The organism is Mesorhizobium sp. M2A.F.Ca.ET.043.05.1.1, from assembly GCF_003952445.1.
Classification (GTDB): domain Bacteria; phylum Pseudomonadota; class Alphaproteobacteria; order Rhizobiales; family Rhizobiaceae; genus Mesorhizobium.
In genome coordinates this window covers 5,173,978-5,193,441 of sequence record NZ_CP034446.1, presented here as the reverse complement: position 1 = coordinate 5,193,441, position 19,464 = coordinate 5,173,978, and the positions used below count along the sequence as shown (strand labels likewise).

The following is a 19,464-nucleotide window of genomic DNA, read 5'->3' as shown; positions in this document are numbered from 1 at the left end:
TCTGGTTCCTCGCCCCCGCAAAGCGGGGGAGAGGTGTCCGCGAAGCGGACGGAGAGGGGGGCTTCGTAGGGCGCTCCCCCTCTCCGTCTCGGCTTCGCCGAGCCACCTCTCCCCCATTTCATGGGGGCGAGGAACCCTAGCTGGAACAGCGCCTACCGATGCGAAAGAATATTCACCAGCCGGCCGAACGGAGCGCGCACATAGAAGCGCCGCACGCCCCAGGGCTCATCGGCCGGGCCGTATTCGACGGCGAAGCCCGCCTTCTTCATGCCCGCAAGCGCTGCGTCGACATCATCGACCTCGATCGACAGGTCCGGCACCGGCGTGCCCGACCCGCCCTCAGCCATGAAGCTCACCTGCACCGCCATGGTCTCGGCCGAACCGCAAGTCAGGATCCAGCCCTGGTCCATCAGGACATCAAGTCCGAGCACGTCCTGGTAAAAGCGCTTGGCCGCGGCAATGTCGGGGGTTTCGATATTGGCGACGATGCGCCTGACCTTCACCATGAGCCGCTCCTTTGCTTTGCGTGTCCGGCAGCCCTCTATGCCGTGCGCCTGAGCGCCGTCACCTCGATCTCGATCTTCATTTCCGGCTTGTTGAGCTGGCACACGATCATCGTCGCCGCCGGACGGATGTCGCCGAACGCCTCGCCGAGGATCGGGAAGACCACGTCAACATAGGCCTGGTCGGTGATGTAGTAATGCGCCCGCACCACATCGGCCATGTCGAAGCCGCCATCCATCAAGGCTTTTGCGATGGTGGCAAGGCAGTTGCGCGTCTGCGCCTCGACCGTGTCGGGCATGGTCATGGTGGCGTAGTCGTAGCCGGTCGTGCCGGAGACGAAGCACCAGTCGCCCTGCACCACCGCGCGCGAATAGCCGGCGGTTTTCTCGAAGGGGGAACCGGTGGAAATGAGCTTGCGCATGGAAGCCTCGCTTTGGGTTTGTCGGCCTGCATCTAGCAAACGAGGCTCGGCTAGTCGTGGGCCACCCGGACTGTTGTTACGAAGGCAAGGCACAGGCCTCCGCGGTTGGCCGCAACCTCCCTCCCATCGTCATTCCAGGGCGGAGCAAGGAGCGAAGCGACGCGCGCAGACCCTGGAATCCATGCCGTTACGCTGAAGCGGCGCCCAGCGGTGCAGAATTCTGCTCGGTTACACTGTACGGCAGCGGTCACGGCATGGATCCTCGGGTCTGCGCGCCGCTACGCGTCGCTCCGCCCGTGGATGACGACGGAAGAGGGCCGTTGCCGTGCCCTAGTTCCGCTGCGCATCCTCATAGGCCTTCTCGATATCCGCCGGCCAGTCCTTCAGCGGCGGCCAGGCCTGCGGCTCGCCATTGTCGCCTCGGCGGGCGAAATAGACCTTCTGCTTGGCCGGGTCGACAGCCATGAAGCCGTCATTGCCGCCGCAGTCATGCGGCACGCAGCCGGTGGCGTAGAAGGCGCCTGATGCCGTCTTTTCGGTGCCGCCGCCGACCAGCAGGCTGGTCGCCATGTCGGGCATGTCGTTGCCCAGCAGCACCTGGCCGGCCTTGTAGACCGCCTCATTGTGGAAGGCGTCGATGATGTTGTCGTATTTCGACGGGTCGACATCTTTCCAGTCGGTGCCGGGCTCCGGCGTGTAGGTCAGGTTGCCGGAGGTCGTCAGCCCTTCCGTGGGCGACCATTGCAGCGCCGGCTTGGAATCGCCTGGCAAAAGGTAGGGCACGAAATAGATGGCGCTGTCGGAGACGGCGGCCGGCGGCGCGCCGCATTCGTCCTGCTCGACCGTGGTGGTCTCAATCTCGCCGTCCTTCTTCCAGACGATGACCTTGGCCGGGCCGCATTGATTGCCGCCGTCGCCGACATCGACGAGCGCGACGTTGACGTCGCCGATCTTGACGATCTTGTCGAAGAAGACGTCGTAATTGCTGGCCAGCTGCTTGCCGTCATAGGACAGCACCTTCTCGCCGTCCTGCTCCGGCTGCGTGATGGTGAGCTGCCCGCCCTCGAAGGGGATCGGCGCCTGCTTGTCGTCCTCCGACGCAGCCTGGTCGCTGCCCTGGTCGGCCGTGCCTTGATCGGCAGCCGGCTGGTCGGACGTGGCGGGCGCCGTGGTCTGCGCGTGGGTGCCGATTGTGGCGAGAAGGATTGCCACCGAAGCGGCCAGAAGCGAGCGTGTCATGACTGTCCCTCCATTCAGTCGCCACGAACCCGGCCGCGAACGGCCGGGCCACTACGTTCAGAATGTCAGGCCCAGGGGCGCTGCTCGGCGTTCCGCTTCTCGAAGGATGCGATGGCGCCGGCCTTCTCCATGGTGAGGCCGATATCGTCCAGGCCGTTGAGCAGGCAATGGCGCTTGAAGTCGTCGAGGTCGAATTTGACCACGCCGCCGTCCGGCCCGCGGATTTCCTTGGCCTCGAGATCGATCGACAGCGTCGCGTTGGAGCCGCGCGAGGCGTCGTCCATCAGCTTATCGAGGTCTTCCGGGCTGACCGTGATCGGCAGGATGCCGTTCTTGAAGCAGTTGTTGTAGAAAATGTCGGCGAAAGAGGTCGAGATCACGCAACGGATGCCGAAATCGAGCAGCGCCCAGGGCGCATGCTCGCGGCTCGAGCCGCAGCCGAAATTGTCGCCGGCGACCAGGATCTGCGCCTTGCGATAGGCCGGCTTGTTGAGCACGAAATCCGGGTTCTCCGAACCGTCCTCATTGTAGCGCATCTCGGCGAACAGGCCGGTGCCGAGCCCGGTGCGCTTGATCGTCTTGAGATAATCCTTCGGGATGATCATGTCGGTGTCGACATTGACGATCGGCATGGGCGCGGCGACGCCGGTGAGCTTGGTGAATTTATCCATGGGTACCTGCCCGTCTTCTTGGCTTGCGGGGAATTTTGCGGGACGGTTTACACAAAGCCGGCGGCAAATGAAAGGCAACTGTTCGTGCACGGCCCTTGGGCCAATGGCGGGCATGGCTTGCGCACGGAATGACGCCTTAAAAACGGCTTCGAAATCCTGGCCGGTTGGTGCAGTCTGCCGCCATGGCCGATCCTTCCAAAGTCCTCTTCGCCAGCGAGCCCAGGCTCGCTGTCGCCGAATTCCGCCGCGTGTTGGTCGAATCCGGCCTCGGCGAGACGCGGCCCATCGATGACGACGCCCGCCTGAAGACGATGCTCGACAGGGCCAATCTGGTGCTGACCGCTCGGCTCGATATCGGGGGCAAGCCTCTGGTTCGGCGTCGCGCGCGGCGTCACCGACTTCTCCTGGGTCTGCTATATTTCCGAGCTCGCCGTGTCCACCTCGGCGCAAGGGCTCGGCATCGGCAAGGGCCTGATGGACGAGGCGCAGCGCCAACTCGGCCCGTCGGTCGCCATCAGCCTGATCTCGATGCCCGACGCCGTCGGCTTCTACGAGCGCATCGGCATGACGCGCATGCCCGACGCCTTCTGGTTCTCCCGCAAGCGCTGACGCTCCCGCAAGCTGATGGCGCCGGTCCGCGCAGCCCGGCACCCGATCTTTTTGCGCCTCACCGCTTGACATGCAACCGAATGGTTGCATATTAGAGCCATGAGCATGGATGCCGTCTTTCGCGCTTTGGCCGACCCGACCCGCCGGCAATTGCTGGACAGCCTCCATGCAAGGAACGGGCAGACGCTCAACGCGCTCTGCGAGCACATGGATATGACGCGCCAGGCGGTGACCAAGCACCTGGCGATCCTGGAGGAGGCGAACCTCGTCACCACCATGCGCCGCGGCCGCGAGAAGGAGCACTACCTCAACCCCGTTCCGATCAACGAGATCGCCGAGCGCTGGATCGGCAAGTTCGAGCGCCATCGGCTCAGTGCATTGAACGACCTGAAGCAACGTCTTGAAAGGGAAGAGCCGTGAGCGAGAACAGCTTTGTCTATGTCACCTATATCCGCACCACGCCTGAAAAACTCTGGCAAGCGCTGACCGATCCGGAATTCAACCGGCAGTTCTTCCTCTGCTCCTATCAGGAGAGCGACTGGAAGGTCGGCTCCAGCTGGAAGCTGATCTTCCCCGACGGGCGCGTCGCCGACTCAGGCGAGATCCTGGAGATCGATCCGCCAAAACGCCTGGTGATCAAATGGCGCAATGAATGGCTGCCCGAGGTGAAGGAGGACGGCTACACGCGCTGCACCTTCACCATCGAGCCGGACGGCGAATTGATGAAGCTCGCCGTCGTGCACGAGGCCGACGGCCCGCACAGGCTGATCGCCAACGTCTCCAAGGGCTGGCCGCTGGTGCTGGCGAGCCTCAAGAGCCTGCTTGAAACCGGCAAGGGTTTCGAGCGCCCGCCCTCGAAGGGCTGAACTTCATTTCGGATACGAGACAATTTCGCTGGGGGTGCATGCGATGCTTCAACTGTCCTTCCCGCAAGCCATGGCGAACGCCGACACGGTGATGGCCTCGGCCGACCTTCCCGTCGCGCCGGACGAGGTCATCGCCGCACTGGTCACCCGGGAGGTCGAGCGCTGGTGGGGTTCGGCCGACACTTACCGGATGACCGGGTGGAACGCCGATCTTCGCGTCGGCGGAAGCTGGAGCGTCGTCGTGAAAACGGCCAACGGTCAACGTCTACCCGCCAGCGGCGAGTTTCTTGAAATCGAGATGCCGCGCCGCATCGTGCAGACGCGGCGCTACGACTGGGACCATCCGGCGCTCGGCCGTAAGGAAACGACCGTGGCTTACCTGCTCGAGCCGATCGGCGACGGCACGCGGCTCACCATCTGCCACGGCGGCTTCGCAGGGTTCCCGGACGCCGCGGCGGAACATGCCGAAGGCTGGGCGCGCGTGCTTGGCTGGCTGCAGGGGTATCTTGGCGGGGCGACATGAAAACAGACGCCGCGATCCTTCGCCCCCCTCTCTGCCCTGCCGGGCATCTCCCCCTCAAGGGGGGAGATCAGATGTCACGCCGGCTTTCGCCAATCTCCGGCGTTGCAGGAAAAGCGCCGTCGCCGAAACTGCCGATCTCCCCCTTGAGGGGAGATGTCCGGCAGGACAGAGAGGGGGGCCTCGTACCAGCGTCCAAGAAACCGCGAGCGACTCAAATCACATTCAGCTCCCTGAATGCCCGTCCTTCCGCCACCCGCTCATACCCGAACGCCGTGCAGTCGATCGTGCGATACCCGCCATGCATGACAAGCTCCGCGATCGACTTGCCGACCGCCGGCGCCTGCTGCAGGCCGTGGCCGGAAAAACCGTTGGCGAACAGGAAGTTTGCGACCTCCGGATGCGGCCCGATCACCCCGTTCTGGTCGAGCGTGTTGTAGTCGTAATGCCCGACCCAGGCGCGCGTCGGCTTGATCGCCTCGAAAGCCGGGATGCGGGTGGCCAGAACCGGCCAGATCACCTCTTCGAACAGCGGCCAGTTGACGTCGAAATCCTTGGGATCGGGCGCGACATCGCCTTCCTCCGGCTCGGCGCCGCCGGTGAGGTAGACCGAACCTTCCGGCCGCACATAGATGCCGGACGGATCGACCAGCAGCGGCATGTCGGCATATTTCTCGCGCGCCTCGAAGACGAAGACATTGCGCTTGCGCGGCTCGACCGGCAGCTCGAGCCCGGCGAAGGCCGCGACCTTGCCGGCGTTCGGCCCGGCGGCGTTGACGACGATCCCGGCTTCCAGCGTCTCGCCATTGTCGAGCGACACAGCGGTGACGCGGTTGCCCTCGCGCTTGATGCCGGTGGCGGAAGCCGTGATGAAATCGATCTTCCTGTCGCGCAGCGCCTTGCGGAACAGCGTCAACAGCGCATGCGCGTCGAACCAGCCCTCGCCGCTGCGGCCATAGGCGCCGGCGGAAATGCCTTCGACCGACAGCCATGGGAAGCGGCGCGCCAGCTGCCCGGCATCCTCGAACGCGATATCGGCGCCCTCGGCGACCTGCGTCTCGTGATTGGCCCTGAGGATCGACAGCCCGGCCTCGCCGGCAAGGATGAGATAGCCGCCCTCGCGAAAGCCGATATCGGCATCGGCGCCGAACGTCTCCTTCAGCCGCCGGAACAGCTTCAGCGTGAACTGCGACAGCCGGATGTTTTCAGGGATGGAGAATTGCTGGCGGATCGAGGCGAGCGACAAGGTCGTCGCCGCGTGGGAGAATTGCGGATCGCGCTCGATCAGAGCGATGGAGCCCGTAAAGCCTTCCTCCCGCAAGTGATAGGCGACCGAGGACCCGACGATGGCTCCGCCGATGATGACGATGTCGTAGCGCACTTTTTTCTCCGATCAGAGCAATTCCAGGAAAAGTGTGTAGCGGTTTTCCGTACGGAATTGCGTAGCAAGCCACCCCGGTTCTCAGACGACCGGCAGATTGATCTCGAAGCGCGTGCCGCGCTCGGAGTCAACCAGCCTGATCGTGCCATCATGCGCTTTTAGGAGGGCCAGCACGATGCCAAGCCCCACGCCGGTGCCGCCGGTCTCGCGCCGCGTGGTGAAGAACGGCTCGAAGATTTTGGCCCGGTTGGCGGCCGAGATGCCGTCGCCGTCGTCGCCGACCCGGACCAGGGCGCGCTCACCATCGGCCGAGGCATGGATCGCCACCTGCCGGGCGCCGTGCCTCGCCGAATTGTCGATGAGGTTGGCAAGCACGATGCCGAGATTCTCGGCCGAGATGCCGAGCCTGATATCGCCGCCGCCTTCGAGCCGCGTCTCCAGCCTGGTGTCGACCGGCAAGGATGCCAGCGCGCCGTCAAGCGTCGTGCTTTCGCCGCTCGGTTCCAGGTTTTCGGCGCGCGCCAGGTCGAGCAGCCGGCGCACCAGGAGATTGAGCCGCCCGGCATCGGTGACGATGTTGTTGGAGAAACGCTTGCGCTCGGCCTCGTCCATCGCGCCGCCGGATTCCCTCAGCAGCTCCGCCGCGCCCTGGATCGCCGTCAGCGGCGATTTCAGCTCATGCGAGACATGGGTGGCGAAGGTCTGGATGGAGTCGGAGCGCGCCTGCAGCTTGGTCGCCATGTCGAGGAAGGCCGTCGATAGCGCCGCCATCTCGCGCGTGCCGTGATGGGCGAGCGGCCTGATCGCGTCGCGATCGCCGGCGGCGATGCGTTTCGTCCGCTCGATCAGCGCATAGATCGGCCGGCTGACGGTGCGGATGAACACCAGCGCGATCAGCAGCGTGCCGCCGAGTATGGCGATGGCCGCCAACGTCACCTTGCCGCGCTCGCCATAGAGATGCTTGACGATGTTGTTCGGCGTCCGCGACAGGTAGACGACGCCCGCGACCCGGCCGTCGAGCTCGACCGGCATGGCGACGAAGACGCGCACCCTGGTGCCCCGGCTCACCGAATAAAGCGGTGGCGGCGGCTGGTCGGGGATGCGGAGCCTGAGCTCGCTGGCATAGGCGCCGGAAAGCGCGACCCGCACCTCCTCGACCCCGCTGAGCGACTGACCGATCTCGTCGCCGCCGGCAATCACCACGCCGCGCGGATCGAGCAGGCGGAAGCCGGCGAGCGTCGTCTTCTGCGTTTCGTCGAGAATACCGTCGAGCCGCGCGCCAATGGCCGCGAAGGCAGGGTCGGAGGCGGCCGGAGTCGCCGCCGGCCGCATCGGCATTACGTCGTCCGAGGCGAGATCGAGGCGTGGCTCGATCGGTTCATAGGGATAGTTGTTGTCCCGCGCCGGATCGGCCGAGATCGGCGAACCCAGCCTGTCCTGCGAAATGCCGGCGGCGCGCAGCTCCTTTGCATAGACGGCCGCGATGACCGCCCCTTGCGCGATCAGTTCGCCCTCGGTCTGGCGGATCAGCTGGTTCTCATAGAGCCGGAAGAAGAACAGCCCGACCAGCGGCAGCGCCATGACCACGATCAGGATGGCGATGACGACGGTGGCGAGCCGCGGCCGCCACCTTTCCTTGCTCAACCACCGCATCGGCCGAGCCGGAAGCCGACGCCATGCACCGTCGCGATCGCATCGGCGCAGCCGACCGCCGCCAGCTTGGCCCGCACATTGCGGATGTGGCTGTCGACCGTGCGCTCCGAGACATGGATGTTCGAGGCATAGGCATTGGCCATCACCGCGTCGCGGCCAAGCACGTGAAGCGGGCGGGCGAGGAAGCCCTTCAGGATCGCGAACTCGATCGCCGTCAAGGTGAGCGGCTTGCCGTCGAAGCTCGCCGCATGGCTTGCCGGGACAAGCATCAGCTTGCCATGCGCGAATTCCCGCTCGTCCGCTTCTTCCTCGACCGGCATTGGGCGCGCGCGCCGCAGGATGACATTGACGCGGGCGACCAGTTCGCGCGGGCTGAACGGCTTGGTCACATAATCGTCGCCGCCCATTTCCAGCCCGAGGATGCGGTCGATTTCCTCATCGCGCGCGGACAGGAACAGCACCGGCACGTCGGATTTCTGCCTGAGCCGCCGGCAGACCTCCAGCCCGTCCATCTCCGGCATGCCGATGTCGAGCACGATGAGGTCGGGCGCGCGCCGCTCGACTGCCTGGAGCGCTGCGGCGCCGTCGGCGACGGCGGCCGTCTTCATGCCGGCCTTTTCCAGCGCGAAGCAGATGATCTCGCGGATATGCGGGTCGTCGTCGGCGACGAGTATGTTGTGCGGCATTGGTCAATGGCCCGGCGGGTAAGCTTGGGTGACGGCAGGATTAGAGCAAATCCAAGGAAAAGTGCGAAATTGTTTTCGGTCCGGAGCTGTGCCGGGACAAGGCCATGAGACCGCAAGGCGCTCGGGCATCCGCGCATGCCTGGACAGAGCCCATGGCATGGTTGGCAAAGAGCGTCATCGCCAGACCCTCCTCGGCATGTCCGCCACATGGCGCGACCTCGGAGGGAAAAGCAGGACGTCCGCCGCGACGCGCAGTCTTTGCGGCTCGACGAGCCACCAGCCTTCGTCGCGGAGCCGGCGCGGCAGCGACCAGCGGGATGTGTGAGGCGTTTGCATGACGGCCTTGTCGCAGACGGTCGCGGTAAGCGCGCGGCGGAATGGAGGAGGTTTTCCGCAAGGATTTGCAGATTTCGTGCAGGCAGGTCGCCCTCTCCCCCCTCGAGGGGGAGATGGCCGCGAAGCGGTCAGAAGGGGTCCTTGCGCGTAAAGGGCCGACCTCATTTCTTGCCGCGCAGAACGCCGGCGCTCCATGCGCGACGACCCCCTCTGTCGCCTGCGGCGACATCTCCCCCTCAAGGGAGGAGATTAACCTCCGCCTTGCCTCACCCGCCATCACCCGGCATAGATCGCTCATGACCGTCGACACCTACCGCCCGCGCCGCTCGGTGCTTTACATTCCCGCCTCGAATGACAAGGCGCTCGCCAAGATCGGTACCTTGGTGTGCGACGCCGTCATCATCGATCTCGAGGACGCCGTCCTGCCGGCCGACAAGAAAGCCGCGCGCGACAAGGTCGCCGGCATCCTGGCCGGCCGCGAAAAGCGCCGCGAGATGGTGGTGCGCATCAACCCATTGGCCAGCGAATGGGGCGCCGACGATCTTCTGGCTGTCGCCAAGGCCGAGCCCGACGGCATTCTCCTGCCCAAGATCGGCACGCCGCGCGACATCCTCGAGGCCGGCGACCTGCTCGACGACAATTTCGCGCCGGACAGCGTGAGACTATGGGCGATGGTCGAGACGCCGAAAGCGCTGCTCAATATCGGCGCCATCGCCGAGCTCGGGCGCGATCCGGCTTCGAGGCTGGCTTGTTTCGTGGCCGGAACGAACGACCTGGTGAAGGCGACCGGCATTCTGGCAACGCCCGACCGGCGCTATCTGATGCCGTGGCTGATGCAGCTGGTGCTGGCGGCACGGGCCGGCGGCCTCGACGTGATCGACGGCGTCGCCAATGATTTCCGCGACCTCGATGCTTTTGCCCGCGAATGCGCCGAGGGGGCGGCCATGGGCTTCGACGGCAAGTCGCTGATCCACCCCGCCCAGATCGAGCCGGCGAACCGCGCCTTCTCGCCGTCGCCCGAAGCGCTGGCTCAGGCGCGCGCGATCCGGGATGCGTTCGCGCGGGCCGAAAATGCCGGCAAGGGGGTGATTGCGCTGGACGGCCGCATGGTCGAGCGGCTGCATCTGGCGCAAGCCGAGAAACTTCTGGCGAAGGCCGCGGTCATCGGCGCATGATGCGCCGAAACACGTGATGGGTTCGAAAAATGAAACTCTACCGCTTCCTGTCCGGCCCGGACGATTCAACCTTCTGCCACAAGGTCACCGCTGCGCTGAACAAGGGCTGGCACCTGTTCGGCTCGCCGACCTACGCCTATGACAAGAAGACCAAGTCGATGCGCTGCGGCCAGGCCGTGGTGAAGGATGTCGAAGGCCAGGAATACACGGCCGACACCAAGCTCAGCGACTGGTAGAGCGCGCTGCGACCCTTCCACTTCGTCATCCTAGGGCGGAGCGACGCGAAGCGGAGCGCAGACCCTAGGATCCATGCTGTTACCTGAGCCGAAAAGCGCAGCGGGTCAGAAGGGGATATTTGCGGTGTCGGGGGTATGCGTTCCGTTCTTCACCGCGAGCTTGGTGTTGATGGAACGGCATGGATCCTAGGGTCTACGCGCGTCGCTTCGCTCCTTGCTTCGCCCTAGGATGACGAAGTGCTTTACCCCGCCGCCGCCTGCTCGGCCGCCTCCTCGATCCGCTCCATGTCGTCGTCCGACAGGCCGAAATGGTGGCCGATCTCGTGGATCAGCACATGGGTGACGATGTCGCCCAGCGTCTCCTCGTTCTCGGCCCAGTAATCGAGGATGGCGCGGCGATAGAGCGTGACGCGGTTCGGGCCCTCGCCGGTCTGCGGGTTCCAGCGCTCGGCGATGCCGCGCCCCTCGAACAGGCCGAGCAGGTCGAAGGGCGTCTCCAGCGACAGGTCGTCCATGATCTCGTCGGTCGGGAATTCGGCGATCTGGATGACGATCTCGCCGGTGAGCTGGCGGAACTCGTCCGGCAGATGGGCATAGGCCTCCAGCGCCATAAGCTCCAGCTCGTCCATCGACGGCGAGAGCTGATCGTGCCAGGTGCGGGTCTTGTAGATGCGGGCCATGGAATGTCCTTTGATCCCGGCATATAGGCTTTCGCGCCGATAGAGGCAAATGAGCCGGCCGGCCATGCGCTTTCAGGGTAAAAGCTGAAGGAATAAATTCCTTCGGACTCTGCTTGACTCTTCCGGGCGCCTCTGGAATCTATAAGAACATAACAGGAACAATTGCTGCCGGAAGTGAACGTCATGGCGATGAGCGCCGTGGCGCGGGACACTGTTTTTGCCCTGCGCCGCCAGATCGCGAAGATCGAGGGAACGCTGCCCGAGCGCCTGCAGGCGCCGGTTGCTGCCCCTGCGGATGCCGCCAAGTCGGATATGACGCTTGTCCGGCGCGGCCTTGCCGTGGCCTCGCCGGATGCTTTCCTGCACACCGGCATCGAACGCCTCGACACTGCCCTTGGCGGCGGCCTGCCCAGGGCGGCGCTCAGCGAGATCCATGGGCTGGAGACCCGCGATGCCGGCGCGGTCGCCGGCCTCGCGCTCTCGCTCGTGAGCCTGATCCTCAAGGAGAAGCAGGGCCTGCCGATCCTCTGGGTCGGCACGGCGGAAATCTTCCACGAGGCCGGCCTGCCCTATGCCAGGGGCCTTCATGCCCTGTTCGGCATCGAGCCGGAGCAATTGCTGTTTTCCGAGGCCCCGAAACTGCTCGACGCGCTGTGGATCGCCGAGGAGGCCGCCCGTATGACCGCCTTCGCCGCGGTCATCCTTGAAATCCGCGGCAGCCGGCGGCTTCTCGACCTAACCGCCACGCGCCGGCTGCACGCCCGCGCCCAGAACGCCGGCCGCCCGGTGCTGTTGCTGCGCCAGGCCGGCGAGGCCGATCCAACCGCCGCCCCGGTGCGCCTCATCGTCTCGGCGGCGCCCGCGGCGAACCGCGAGACGGTCGCCGGACCGCTCGCCGGCTCGATCGGCCGCCCCGCTTTCAAGGTCGATATCGGCAAGAGCCGCACGGCCCTGCCCGGACAATTCACACTGGAGTGGAACCCAAATGAGCACGCTTTTGCGGAAAGAACAGAGAATCCTGTCGCTGTGGTTCCCGCATCTCAGCGCGGAGCGGATCCTGCGCCAGCGTCTGGGGCGGTCCTGGCGTTCCCGGCCCTCGCAGCACCTGCCTCTGGTGATCAGCCATCGCGACAACAACACCCAGCGCATCGCAGCCCTCGACGAGCGGGCTGAGGCGCTGAAGCTGAAACGCGGCATGGGCATTGCCGATGCCCGCGCCATGCACCCCATGATCGATGTGGTCGAGGCCGACCCGGAAGCCGACCGCCGCCTGCTCGAAGGCCTTGCCGACTGGTGCGACCGCTACACGCCGCTGGTGGCGATCGACGCCGAGGACGGGCTGTTCCTCGACGTCACCGGCTGCACGCATCTGTTCGGCGGCGAGCGCGCCATGCAGGACGAGATCCTCACCCGCTTCTTCCAGCAGGGTTTCGACGTCCGCGCCGGCCTGGCCTCGACGCCGGGCGCCGCCTGGGCGGCGGCGCGCTTCCACGGTAACCGCATCGTTGCCGGCGGCGAGGAGGAGGCGCTGCTGGCGCCGTTGCCATTGTCGGCGCTGCGCATCGCGCCGGAGACCCGCGCCCTCCTGGAAAGCGTGGGCCTGCGCACCGCCGGCGCGGTGATGGCGGCGCCGCGCGCGCCGCTCGCCCGCCGCTTCGGCGCCACTCTGCTTCTGCGCCTCGACCAGGCGCTCGGCCGCCTCGACGAGGCCGTGTCGCCGCGTCTTCCCGTCGCGCCGCTCTCGGTCGAGCGCCACCTTGCCGAGCCGGTCATGCTCACCGACGATATCGAGCGGCTCATAAGCCGGCTTGCCGTCGCCCTGAAGACCGACCTCGAACGGCGCGGCGAAGGCGCAAGGACGCTGGCGCTGTTTCTCTTTCGCGTCGACGGCGCTGTCAGCCGCATCGCCGTCGGCACCTCGCGTCCGATGCGCGAGCCACGGCTGATCCAAAGACTGTTCCATGAGCGGCTCACCGCGCTGGAGCAGAATATCGACGCCGGCTTCGGCTTCGACCTTGTCCGGCTGTCCGTGCTGTCGGTCGCCGCCTTCGACTTGGTTCAGGGCGACCTCACCGGCGAGGCGGATGATGAGGACGCGGACATCGCGCTCTTTGCCGACCGCGTCCGCGCCCGCCTCGGCGAGGCTGCCGTGCTGAAGCCGGTTGTCGTCGAGAGCCATCTGCCGGAACGCGCCGTCAAGAGCGTGCCTTTCGCCGAAGCGCCGCAAAGGCGCGCGCCGGCGGCCGGGCGGGCGGCACCACCCCGGACAGCCCCGCCGATGACCATCTATCCGCCGGAGCGGCCGGTGCGCCTGTTCCGCTCGCCCGAGCCGATTGAGGTGCCGGCGACCGAGATCCCGGAAGGACCGCCGATGAATTTCCGCTGGCGGCGCGCGCTCTACCGCGTCGCCCGCGCCGAGGGGCCGGAACGCATCGCCGCCGAATGGTGGCGGCAATTGCCCGGCGAGGAAGAGGCGCCGACCCGCGACTATTACCGCATCGAGGACAGCGAGGGGCGCCGCTACTGGCTCTACCGCCAGGGTCTTTACAGCACCTCGCCCCAGGCCGCGCCACCGCACTGGTACATGCATGGGGTGTTCGCATGAAGGCGCTGACCGCCATTCCCTATGCCGAGTTCGGCATAAGCTCGAATTTCTCCTTCCTGCGCGGCGCCTCGAAGCCCGAGGAGCTGGTGGTCACGGCGAAATTCTACGGTTTTGCCTCGATCGGCCTTGCCGACAGGAACACGGTAGCCGGCGTCGTGCGCGCCTGGCAGCAGGCCAAGGTGGAGAAGATGGCCTATCATCCCGGCTGCCGCCTGGTGTTCGGCGACGGCACGCCGGACATCCTCGCCTATCCCCGCGACCGCCAGGGCTGGGGGCATCTGTGCCGTATGCTGACCCAAGCCAATCTGCGCGACGAGACCGAGAAGGGCGCGACATTGCTCGAGCTCGACGACCTGCTCGAATGGGGCGATCGGATGTCGCTGGCGGTCCTGCCCAATCTGTCCGGCGGCGCGGAAGGCAATCTGGAATTTATTAGCCGGCTCAAAGATAGTTTCGGCGCTGCGCTCAGATTGGCCGTGGCGCCGGATTATGGCGGCAATGACCGCTTCCGCATCGAGCAGGCGGCTGCGATGGCCGACCAGGCGCGCGTCCCGCTGATGGCGACCAACGACGTGCTCTATCATGCCGCCGAGCGCCGCCCGCTGCAGGATGTGCTGACCGCGATCCGCCTCAACACGCCGGTTTGCGAGGTCGGGCTGGAGCTGACCGCCAATGCCGAGCGCCACCTGAAGCCGCCGCTGGAGATGGCGCGGCTGTTCCGCCGTCACCCTGAAGCGCTGGCCGAGACGGTGCGTTTCGCCGACGAATTGTCCTTTTCTCTCAGCGACCTCGAATACAACTACCCGGACGAGCCGACCGAATCCGGCCTCGGGCCGCAGGCCGAGCTTGAGCGCCTGGCCCGCGAAGGAGCGGTCAGGCGCTATCCGGCCGGCGTTCCCGAGTATGTGCTGGAACGCATCGACAGCGAGCTCGCGCTGATCGAGCGCCTGAACTATGCGCGCTATTTCCTGACCGTCCACGACATCGTCAAATTCGCCCGCAGCAAGGATATCCTCTGCCAGGGCCGCGGCTCGGCCGCCAATTCGATCATCTGCTTCTGCATCGGCATCACCGAGGTCGGCCCCGAGCGCATCGACACACTGTTCGAGCGCTTCATCTCGGAGGAGCGCAACGAGCCGCCTGACATCGACGTCGACTTCGAGCATGAAAGGCGCGACGAGGTCATCGCCTATATATACGAGAAATACAGCGCCAAGCGCACGGCGCTTGCCGCCGCCGTCATCAGCTATCGCGGCCGCTCCGCCTTGCGCGAGGTGGCCAAGGCCATGGGCCTGTCGGAGGATGTGCGCAGCGCGCTGTCGAGCACCATCTGGGGCTGGTCGACCTCCGAGCTCGGCGAAAGGGAGGCCAATGCCGGCGGCCTCGACCGCACCGATCCGCTGTCGCGCCAGGTGCTGGAGCGCGCCAACGAGATCATGGGTTTTCCCCGGCACCTTTCCCAGCATGTCGGCGGCTTCGTCATCACCCGCGACCGGCTCGACGAGGTCGTGCCCATCGTCAAGACGGCGATGGAGGAGCGCAAGATGGTCGAGTGGGACAAGGACGATCTCGACGCGGTGAAGATCCTCAAGGTAGACGTGCTGGCGCTCGGCATGCTGACCTGCCTGAAGCGCGCCTTCACCTTGCTCACCGACCATTATCCGCAAGCGCGGGATCCGTTCGGACGGCCTTACGTACTCGCAACTCTTCCCGAGGAGCACGAGGACGTCTACGCCATGATCCAGAGGGCCGACACGCTCGGCGTCTTCCAGATCGAGTCGCGCGCGCAGATGTCGATGCTGCCGCGTCTCAAGCCGGAAAATTTCTACGATCTCGTCATCGAGGTGGCGATCGTGCGCCCCGGCCCGATCCAGGGCGATATGGTGCATCCCTATCTGCGCCGGCGGCAGGGCAAGGAGGCGGTCCATTACCCCAGCCTGGAGCTCAAGAAGATCCTCGGCAAGACGCTGGGCGTGCCGCTTTTCCAGGAACAGGCGATGAAGATCGCCATCGTCGCCGGCGGCTTCAGGCCGGGCGAGGCCGACGAGCTGCGCCGCGCCATGGCGACCTTCAAGCGCACCGGCACGATCGGCAATTACCGCCAGCGCATGATCGACGGCATGGTCGGTAATGGCTACGACAAGGAGTTCGCCGAGCGCTGCTTCAAGCAGATCGAAGGCTTTGGCGAGTACGGCTTTCCCGAAAGCCACGCCGCCTCCTTCGCGCTGCTGGTCTATGCCTCCTGCTGGTTCAAGACCTTCTTTCCCGACGTCTTCTGCGCCGCGATCCTGAACGCCCAGCCGATGGGTTTCTACCAGCCGGCCCAGCTTGTGCGCGACGCGCGCGACCATGGCGTCGAGGTGCGCGAGGTCGACATCAATCATTCCGTCTGGGACTGCACCCTGGAGGCCACCGCCTTCGATCCGTCCCGCATCCTCGAGCGCCACGCCTCGATGCGCGGCGTCATCGAGACAGCGCATGCCGTCAGGCTCGGCTTCCGCCAGATCAAGGGCCTGTCCAAGGAACGCATGGATGTATTAGTGGCGCAGCGCGGTGACGGTTATCGATCGGTCAGGGATATCTGGCTGCGCTCAGGCCTCGATGTCGGCGAGATCGAAAGACTGGCTGAGGCCGACGCCTTCCGCTCGATCGGCCTGGACCGCCGCGCCGCGCTCTGGGAAGTCCGGGCGCTCGACGGCAGGAGCGCCGCCGAGAAGCTGCCGCTGTTCGACCAGCCGTTGCTCCGCCTGCGCGAGCTGGAGCCGGAAACGAAACTGCCGAAAATGCCGCTCGGCGAGCATGTCGTGCATGACTACAGCTCGCTCGGCCTGTCGCTGAAGGAGCACCCAGTCGCCTTCCTGCGCGAGCGGCTCACCCGTGCCGGCATCACCCCCAACGCCCAGCTGCCGTCGGTGCGCGACGGCCGCCGCGTCTCCGTCGCCGGCCTCGTGCTGGTCCGCCAGCGCCCGGGCAAGGGCAACGCCATCTTCCTTACGCTGGAGGACGAAAAATCGATCTCCAACGTCATCATCTGGCCGCGCGTCTTCGACCGCTTCCGCCCGGTGGTGATGGGCGCCCGCTTCATCCGCGTCACCGGCAAGCTGCAGCATGAATCAAACGTCATCCACATCGTCGCCGACCGGATCGAGGATTTGACCTCGTGGCTGAGCGTCCTGCTGGAGTCCGCCAATCGCCCGGTCATCGAGCCCGCCGAACGGCCGGTTGGATCAAAGACCGACGCAAGCCGTGGCCTGCCGGTCCATCAGAATCTTGAAGCCCTGTCGGGTGCCGCACAACAGGTCATGCCGAAAGGGCGCAATTTTCAGTAGGATGACGTCGGACTGCGCGTGCCGTCACACACAACTTTGATGTCGGCGGGACAGCGCCCCCTTCTGTCCTGCCGGACATCCCCCCACGAGGGGGAGATTGGACGTCACGCCGGCTTTCGCCAATCGCCAACGTTGCAGGATACGCTGGGCGCCGCAGCTGCCAATCTCCCCCCTTGTGGGGGAGATGGCCGGCAGGCCAGAGGGGGGCGCGAAGGATCGCCTACCTACGTCGCTTATAAGCGCAAGCCCGCTCACGAAGGCCCGCCGAGACGCGGCGGCGGTGGCGCAAGCATGTCCTCGGCCGAGATCGTGCGCGCCTCCGAAGGCAGCATGATCGGAATGCCGTCGCGCACCGGATAGGCGAGCTTCGCCACCCGCGAGACCAACTCGCTGCGCTCCGGATCCCAGGTCAGCGGCCCCTTGGTCAGCGGGCAGGCCAGCAGTTCCAGCAGCTTCGGGTCGACCTCGGCTTTTCGTCCGTCACGTCCGTCCGCCATGAACCCACCCCAAACTATTGTAGACTGGACCCGAACTCGTCATCCTCGCGCGCCAGCGTCATCTCGGTGATGGCGATCAGCGTTTCGGCGCGCGTCTTCAGGTCCGGCGCTTCCAGGAGCGCCTGTTTCTCGGCCGGCCCGTAGGGCGCCATCATCGACAGCGCGTTGACCAGCATGCCGTTTTCGGCGCGGCTGACGCTTTCCCAATCGGCCTCGAGGTCGTTGGCCTGCAGATAGGCGCGAAACGCCTTGAGCAGCGCCGGCCGGTCGATCTCGGCGGCGGCCGGGTCCTCCTCGAGATCGGCCAGGAACGGCATGATCTTGCACTGCCGGAACGGCGCCTTTGCCGCGAGCTCCTGCACGATGCGGAACCGGCACACGCCCTGCAGCGAGATCAGGTAGCGGCCGTCGCCCGTCTCGGCGAGAGAGATGATGCGCCCGGCGCAGCCGACGCTGCACAGCTCCGGCTCGCCATCGTCGCGCAAAGCGCCGTCGAGGCTCGGCTGGATCATGCCGATCAGCCGCGAGCCGGCCATCGCCTGGTCGATCATCTGCAGATAGCGCGGCTCGAAGATGTTGAGCGGCATGCGGCCGCCGGGCAGAAGCAGCGCACCGGCGAGCGGAAACACCGGGATTGCCGGCGGCAGATCCTTGGCCAGCCGGTAAAGTGCGTTACCAACGCGCACCGCGACCCTCCCGAAGCAACGCCGGCAAGCGCATCACCCTGCAATCTCCTCTCGCACCCTCTTGATCGGCACAGCCCATATCTGGCGCTGGCACTCCTCCGCTCAAGCCTGCCGGCCGCGACAGCCGGCAAAAACTTTTGAGCTCAATTCCAGGAAGCAGCGGTTTCCGCCCGGAATTGCGCAAAGCCAAGCCTAGAGCAATTCCAGGAAAAGTGTGAAACGGTTTTCCGCTCGGAATTGCGCCAGGACAATCACTTGCAGCGTTTCGCGTTTCTGTGAAACGCTGAAATGCTCTACGAGAACAGCAGCGACGACAACTTGCGGCGTGCCGCCAGCGTCGCCTCGTCGGTCATTCCCCAAGCCTCGAACAACTTCAGCAGCTGCGCCCTGGCGCCGTCGTCGTTCCAGCTGCGGTCGGCCTTGACGATCGAAAGCAGATTGTCGGCGGCCGCATTGCGATCGCCGCGCGCGTTCTGGATCATCGCCAGGTCGAAGCGCGCCTGATGGTCGGCTGGGTTGGCGGCGAGCCGGCGCTCGAATTCGGCCGGATTGCCGAGCGCGGCCGCTTCGGCCGCCAGCGTCATCTTGGCGCGCAGCGCGGCGAGCGCCGGCGCATCCTTCTTGTCCTCGGGTGCGCGGGCCAGAACCGCCTCGGCGCCTTCCGCGTCGCCGGCATCGAACAGGATTTCGCCCAAGCCGGCGATCGCCTCCAGCGTCTCCGGCGCCTGCTCGAGGATCGCGTCATAAATGTCGGCCGCGGTCTGCACGTCACCTGCCGCTCGCGCCTCGGCGGCAGCGGCCAGCGCATCCGCGATCTGCGGCGCGCCGCCGCCCTTGCCGCCGACCTTCTGAATGAACTGGTTGATCTGGCTTTCGGGAATGGCGCCCATGAAGCCGTCGACCGGCTGGCCGTCCTTGAAGGCGATGACCGCGGGGATCGACTGGATGCCGAGCTGGCCGGCGATCGAGGGGTGGTCGTCGATGTTCATCTTGACCAGCTTGACCTTGCCGCCGGCTGCCTGCACCGCCTTTTCCAGCTGCGGCGTCAGCTGCTTGCACGGCCCGCACCATGGCGCCCAGAAGTCGACCAGCACCGGCTGGCGCCGCGATTCCTGGATGACGTCGGCGGCGAAAGTCGCGGTGGTGGTGTCCTTGATCAGGTCGGCCGCCGCCGGCGCCTCGCCCAGCGAAACCTTGGGGCGGTCGCCGCCGCCATAGTGCACCGTCTGGGCGTACTGGCCGCCATTGCCGCCGAACGCGCCGCTATACGGATTGTTGTCGCTCATCATGTCGCCCTTTCGGTCGCGCTTTCAGGCGCGTCATTGTCGGATTTTGGAACCGCCTTCCATGTGGCGATCAAGCCCTGACTT

At 65.8% G+C, this 19,464-nt stretch carries 21 protein-coding genes; 9 read left to right on the top strand and 12 right to left on the bottom strand.

The window, feature by feature from the left end; translation table 11 throughout:
* Window positions 1-152: 152 nt before the first annotated feature.
* The 5 genes from EJ069_RS25115 to EJ069_RS33915 all read right to left on the bottom strand — a co-directional run bounded on the left by EJ069_RS25115 (window position 153) and on the right by EJ069_RS33915 (window position 3,230).
* Window positions 153-503 (bottom strand): VOC family protein, encoded by a 351-nt coding sequence (locus EJ069_RS25115; RefSeq protein WP_126064870.1) that lies wholly within the window; start codon window positions 501-503, stop codon window positions 153-155.
* A gap of 38 nt (window positions 504-541) precedes the next feature.
* The gene (locus tag EJ069_RS25110; protein WP_126063603.1) at window positions 542-925 is read right to left on the bottom strand and encodes a RidA family protein; all 384 of its coding nucleotides are present in this window, start codon (window positions 923-925) and stop codon (window positions 542-544) included.
* 330 nt (window positions 926-1,255) lie between these two features.
* Window positions 1,256-2,164 (bottom strand): hypothetical protein, encoded by a 909-nt coding sequence (locus EJ069_RS25105; protein WP_126063602.1) that lies wholly within the window; start codon window positions 2,162-2,164, stop codon window positions 1,256-1,258.
* Window positions 2,165-2,229: 65 nt separating this feature from the next.
* Window positions 2,230-2,835, bottom strand: a complete 606-nt coding sequence (leuD, locus tag EJ069_RS25100) for a 3-isopropylmalate dehydratase small subunit (RefSeq protein ID WP_040987979.1) — start codon at window positions 2,833-2,835, stop codon at window positions 2,230-2,232.
* A gap of 47 nt (window positions 2,836-2,882) precedes the next feature.
* Window positions 2,883-3,230, bottom strand: coding sequence for a hypothetical protein (locus EJ069_RS33915; protein WP_348639342.1), 348 nt, complete (start codon window positions 3,228-3,230; stop codon window positions 2,883-2,885).
* A gap of 37 nt (window positions 3,231-3,267) precedes the next feature.
* Here EJ069_RS33915 and EJ069_RS33910 point away from each other — a divergent pair, with 37 nt between their 5' ends.
* The 4 genes from EJ069_RS33910 to EJ069_RS25080 all read left to right on the top strand — a co-directional run bounded on the left by EJ069_RS33910 (window position 3,268) and on the right by EJ069_RS25080 (window position 4,833).
* Window positions 3,268-3,444 carry a GNAT family N-acetyltransferase gene (locus EJ069_RS33910; protein WP_348639341.1) on the top strand — a complete coding sequence of 59 codons (177 nt, stop codon included), beginning with the start codon at window positions 3,268-3,270 and terminating at the stop codon, window positions 3,442-3,444.
* A 99-nt stretch (window positions 3,445-3,543) separates the two neighbouring features.
* Window positions 3,544-3,864, top strand: a complete 321-nt coding sequence (locus EJ069_RS25090; protein WP_126063601.1) for a metalloregulator ArsR/SmtB family transcription factor — start codon at window positions 3,544-3,546, stop codon at window positions 3,862-3,864.
* Entirely contained in the window at window positions 3,861-4,310 is a 450-nt protein-coding gene (locus EJ069_RS25085) for an SRPBCC family protein (protein WP_126063600.1), read from the top strand. Before EJ069_RS25090 ends, EJ069_RS25085 begins: the two co-directional genes overlap by 4 nt.
* A gap of 43 nt (window positions 4,311-4,353) precedes the next feature.
* Window positions 4,354-4,833 (top strand): SRPBCC domain-containing protein, encoded by a 480-nt coding sequence (locus EJ069_RS25080; protein WP_126063599.1) that lies wholly within the window; start codon window positions 4,354-4,356, stop codon window positions 4,831-4,833.
* 211 nt (window positions 4,834-5,044) lie between these two features.
* Here EJ069_RS25080 and EJ069_RS25070 read toward each other — a convergent pair whose 3' ends face one another.
* From EJ069_RS25070 to EJ069_RS25060, 3 genes are all read right to left on the bottom strand, one after another.
* Entirely contained in the window at window positions 5,045-6,211 is a 1,167-nt protein-coding gene (locus EJ069_RS25070; protein ID WP_126063598.1) for an FAD-binding oxidoreductase, read from the bottom strand.
* A gap of 81 nt (window positions 6,212-6,292) precedes the next feature.
* Window positions 6,293-7,864 carry an ATP-binding protein gene (locus tag EJ069_RS25065; protein ID WP_126063597.1) on the bottom strand — a complete coding sequence of 524 codons (1,572 nt, stop codon included), beginning with the start codon at window positions 7,862-7,864 and terminating at the stop codon, window positions 6,293-6,295.
* Window positions 7,852-8,550, bottom strand: coding sequence for a response regulator transcription factor (locus EJ069_RS25060; protein ID WP_126063596.1), 699 nt, complete (start codon window positions 8,548-8,550; stop codon window positions 7,852-7,854). Before EJ069_RS25060 ends, EJ069_RS25065 begins: the two co-directional genes overlap by 13 nt.
* 632 nt (window positions 8,551-9,182) lie before the next feature.
* Between EJ069_RS25060 and EJ069_RS25055 the strand changes: the two genes are divergently transcribed.
* Window positions 9,183-10,061 (top strand): CoA ester lyase, encoded by an 879-nt coding sequence (locus EJ069_RS25055; RefSeq protein WP_126063595.1) that lies wholly within the window; start codon window positions 9,183-9,185, stop codon window positions 10,059-10,061.
* A gap of 29 nt (window positions 10,062-10,090) precedes the next feature.
* The gene (locus tag EJ069_RS25050) at window positions 10,091-10,297 is read left to right on the top strand and encodes a DUF1737 domain-containing protein (protein WP_095820644.1); all 207 of its coding nucleotides are present in this window, start codon (window positions 10,091-10,093) and stop codon (window positions 10,295-10,297) included.
* Window positions 10,298-10,539: 242 nt separating this feature from the next.
* Here EJ069_RS25050 and EJ069_RS25045 read toward each other — a convergent pair whose 3' ends face one another.
* Window positions 10,540-10,977, bottom strand: a complete 438-nt coding sequence (locus EJ069_RS25045; protein WP_042645389.1) for a metallopeptidase family protein — start codon at window positions 10,975-10,977, stop codon at window positions 10,540-10,542.
* Window positions 10,978-11,160: 183 nt separating this feature from the next.
* Between EJ069_RS25045 and EJ069_RS33370 the strand changes: the two genes are divergently transcribed.
* The 3 genes from EJ069_RS33370 to EJ069_RS25030 are packed head-to-tail and all read left to right on the top strand — an operon-like array spanning window position 11,161 to window position 16,911.
* Window positions 11,161-12,150 carry a hypothetical protein gene (locus EJ069_RS33370; RefSeq protein WP_126063594.1) on the top strand — a complete coding sequence of 330 codons (990 nt, stop codon included), beginning with the start codon at window positions 11,161-11,163 and terminating at the stop codon, window positions 12,148-12,150.
* Window positions 12,092-13,582: a DUF6504 family protein gene (locus tag EJ069_RS25035; protein ID WP_126063593.1), complete on the top strand. Its 1,491-nt coding sequence runs from the start codon at window positions 12,092-12,094 to the stop codon at window positions 13,580-13,582. The genes EJ069_RS33370 and EJ069_RS25035 overlap by 59 nt, the downstream gene beginning before the upstream one ends.
* Complete coding sequence (locus EJ069_RS25030) at window positions 13,579-16,911, top strand: error-prone DNA polymerase (protein WP_126063592.1); 3,333 nt, start codon at window positions 13,579-13,581, stop codon at window positions 16,909-16,911. Before EJ069_RS25035 ends, EJ069_RS25030 begins: the two co-directional genes overlap by 4 nt.
* A gap of 251 nt (window positions 16,912-17,162) precedes the next feature.
* Here EJ069_RS25030 and EJ069_RS25025 read toward each other — a convergent pair whose 3' ends face one another.
* The 3 genes from EJ069_RS25025 to trxA all read right to left on the bottom strand — a co-directional run bounded on the left by EJ069_RS25025 (window position 17,163) and on the right by trxA (window position 19,380).
* The gene (locus EJ069_RS25025; protein WP_042645365.1) at window positions 17,163-17,408 is read right to left on the bottom strand and encodes a Trm112 family protein; all 246 of its coding nucleotides are present in this window, start codon (window positions 17,406-17,408) and stop codon (window positions 17,163-17,165) included.
* Between the two features lie 14 nt (window positions 17,409-17,422).
* Window positions 17,423-18,094, bottom strand: a complete 672-nt coding sequence (locus tag EJ069_RS25020) for an LON peptidase substrate-binding domain-containing protein (protein ID WP_126063591.1) — start codon at window positions 18,092-18,094, stop codon at window positions 17,423-17,425.
* A 293-nt stretch (window positions 18,095-18,387) separates the two neighbouring features.
* A complete protein-coding gene (gene trxA / locus EJ069_RS25015; RefSeq protein WP_126064869.1) occupies window positions 18,388-19,380 on the bottom strand; it encodes a thioredoxin in 993 nt (330 codons plus the stop codon).
* Between the last annotated feature and the right edge of the window lie 84 nt (window positions 19,381-19,464).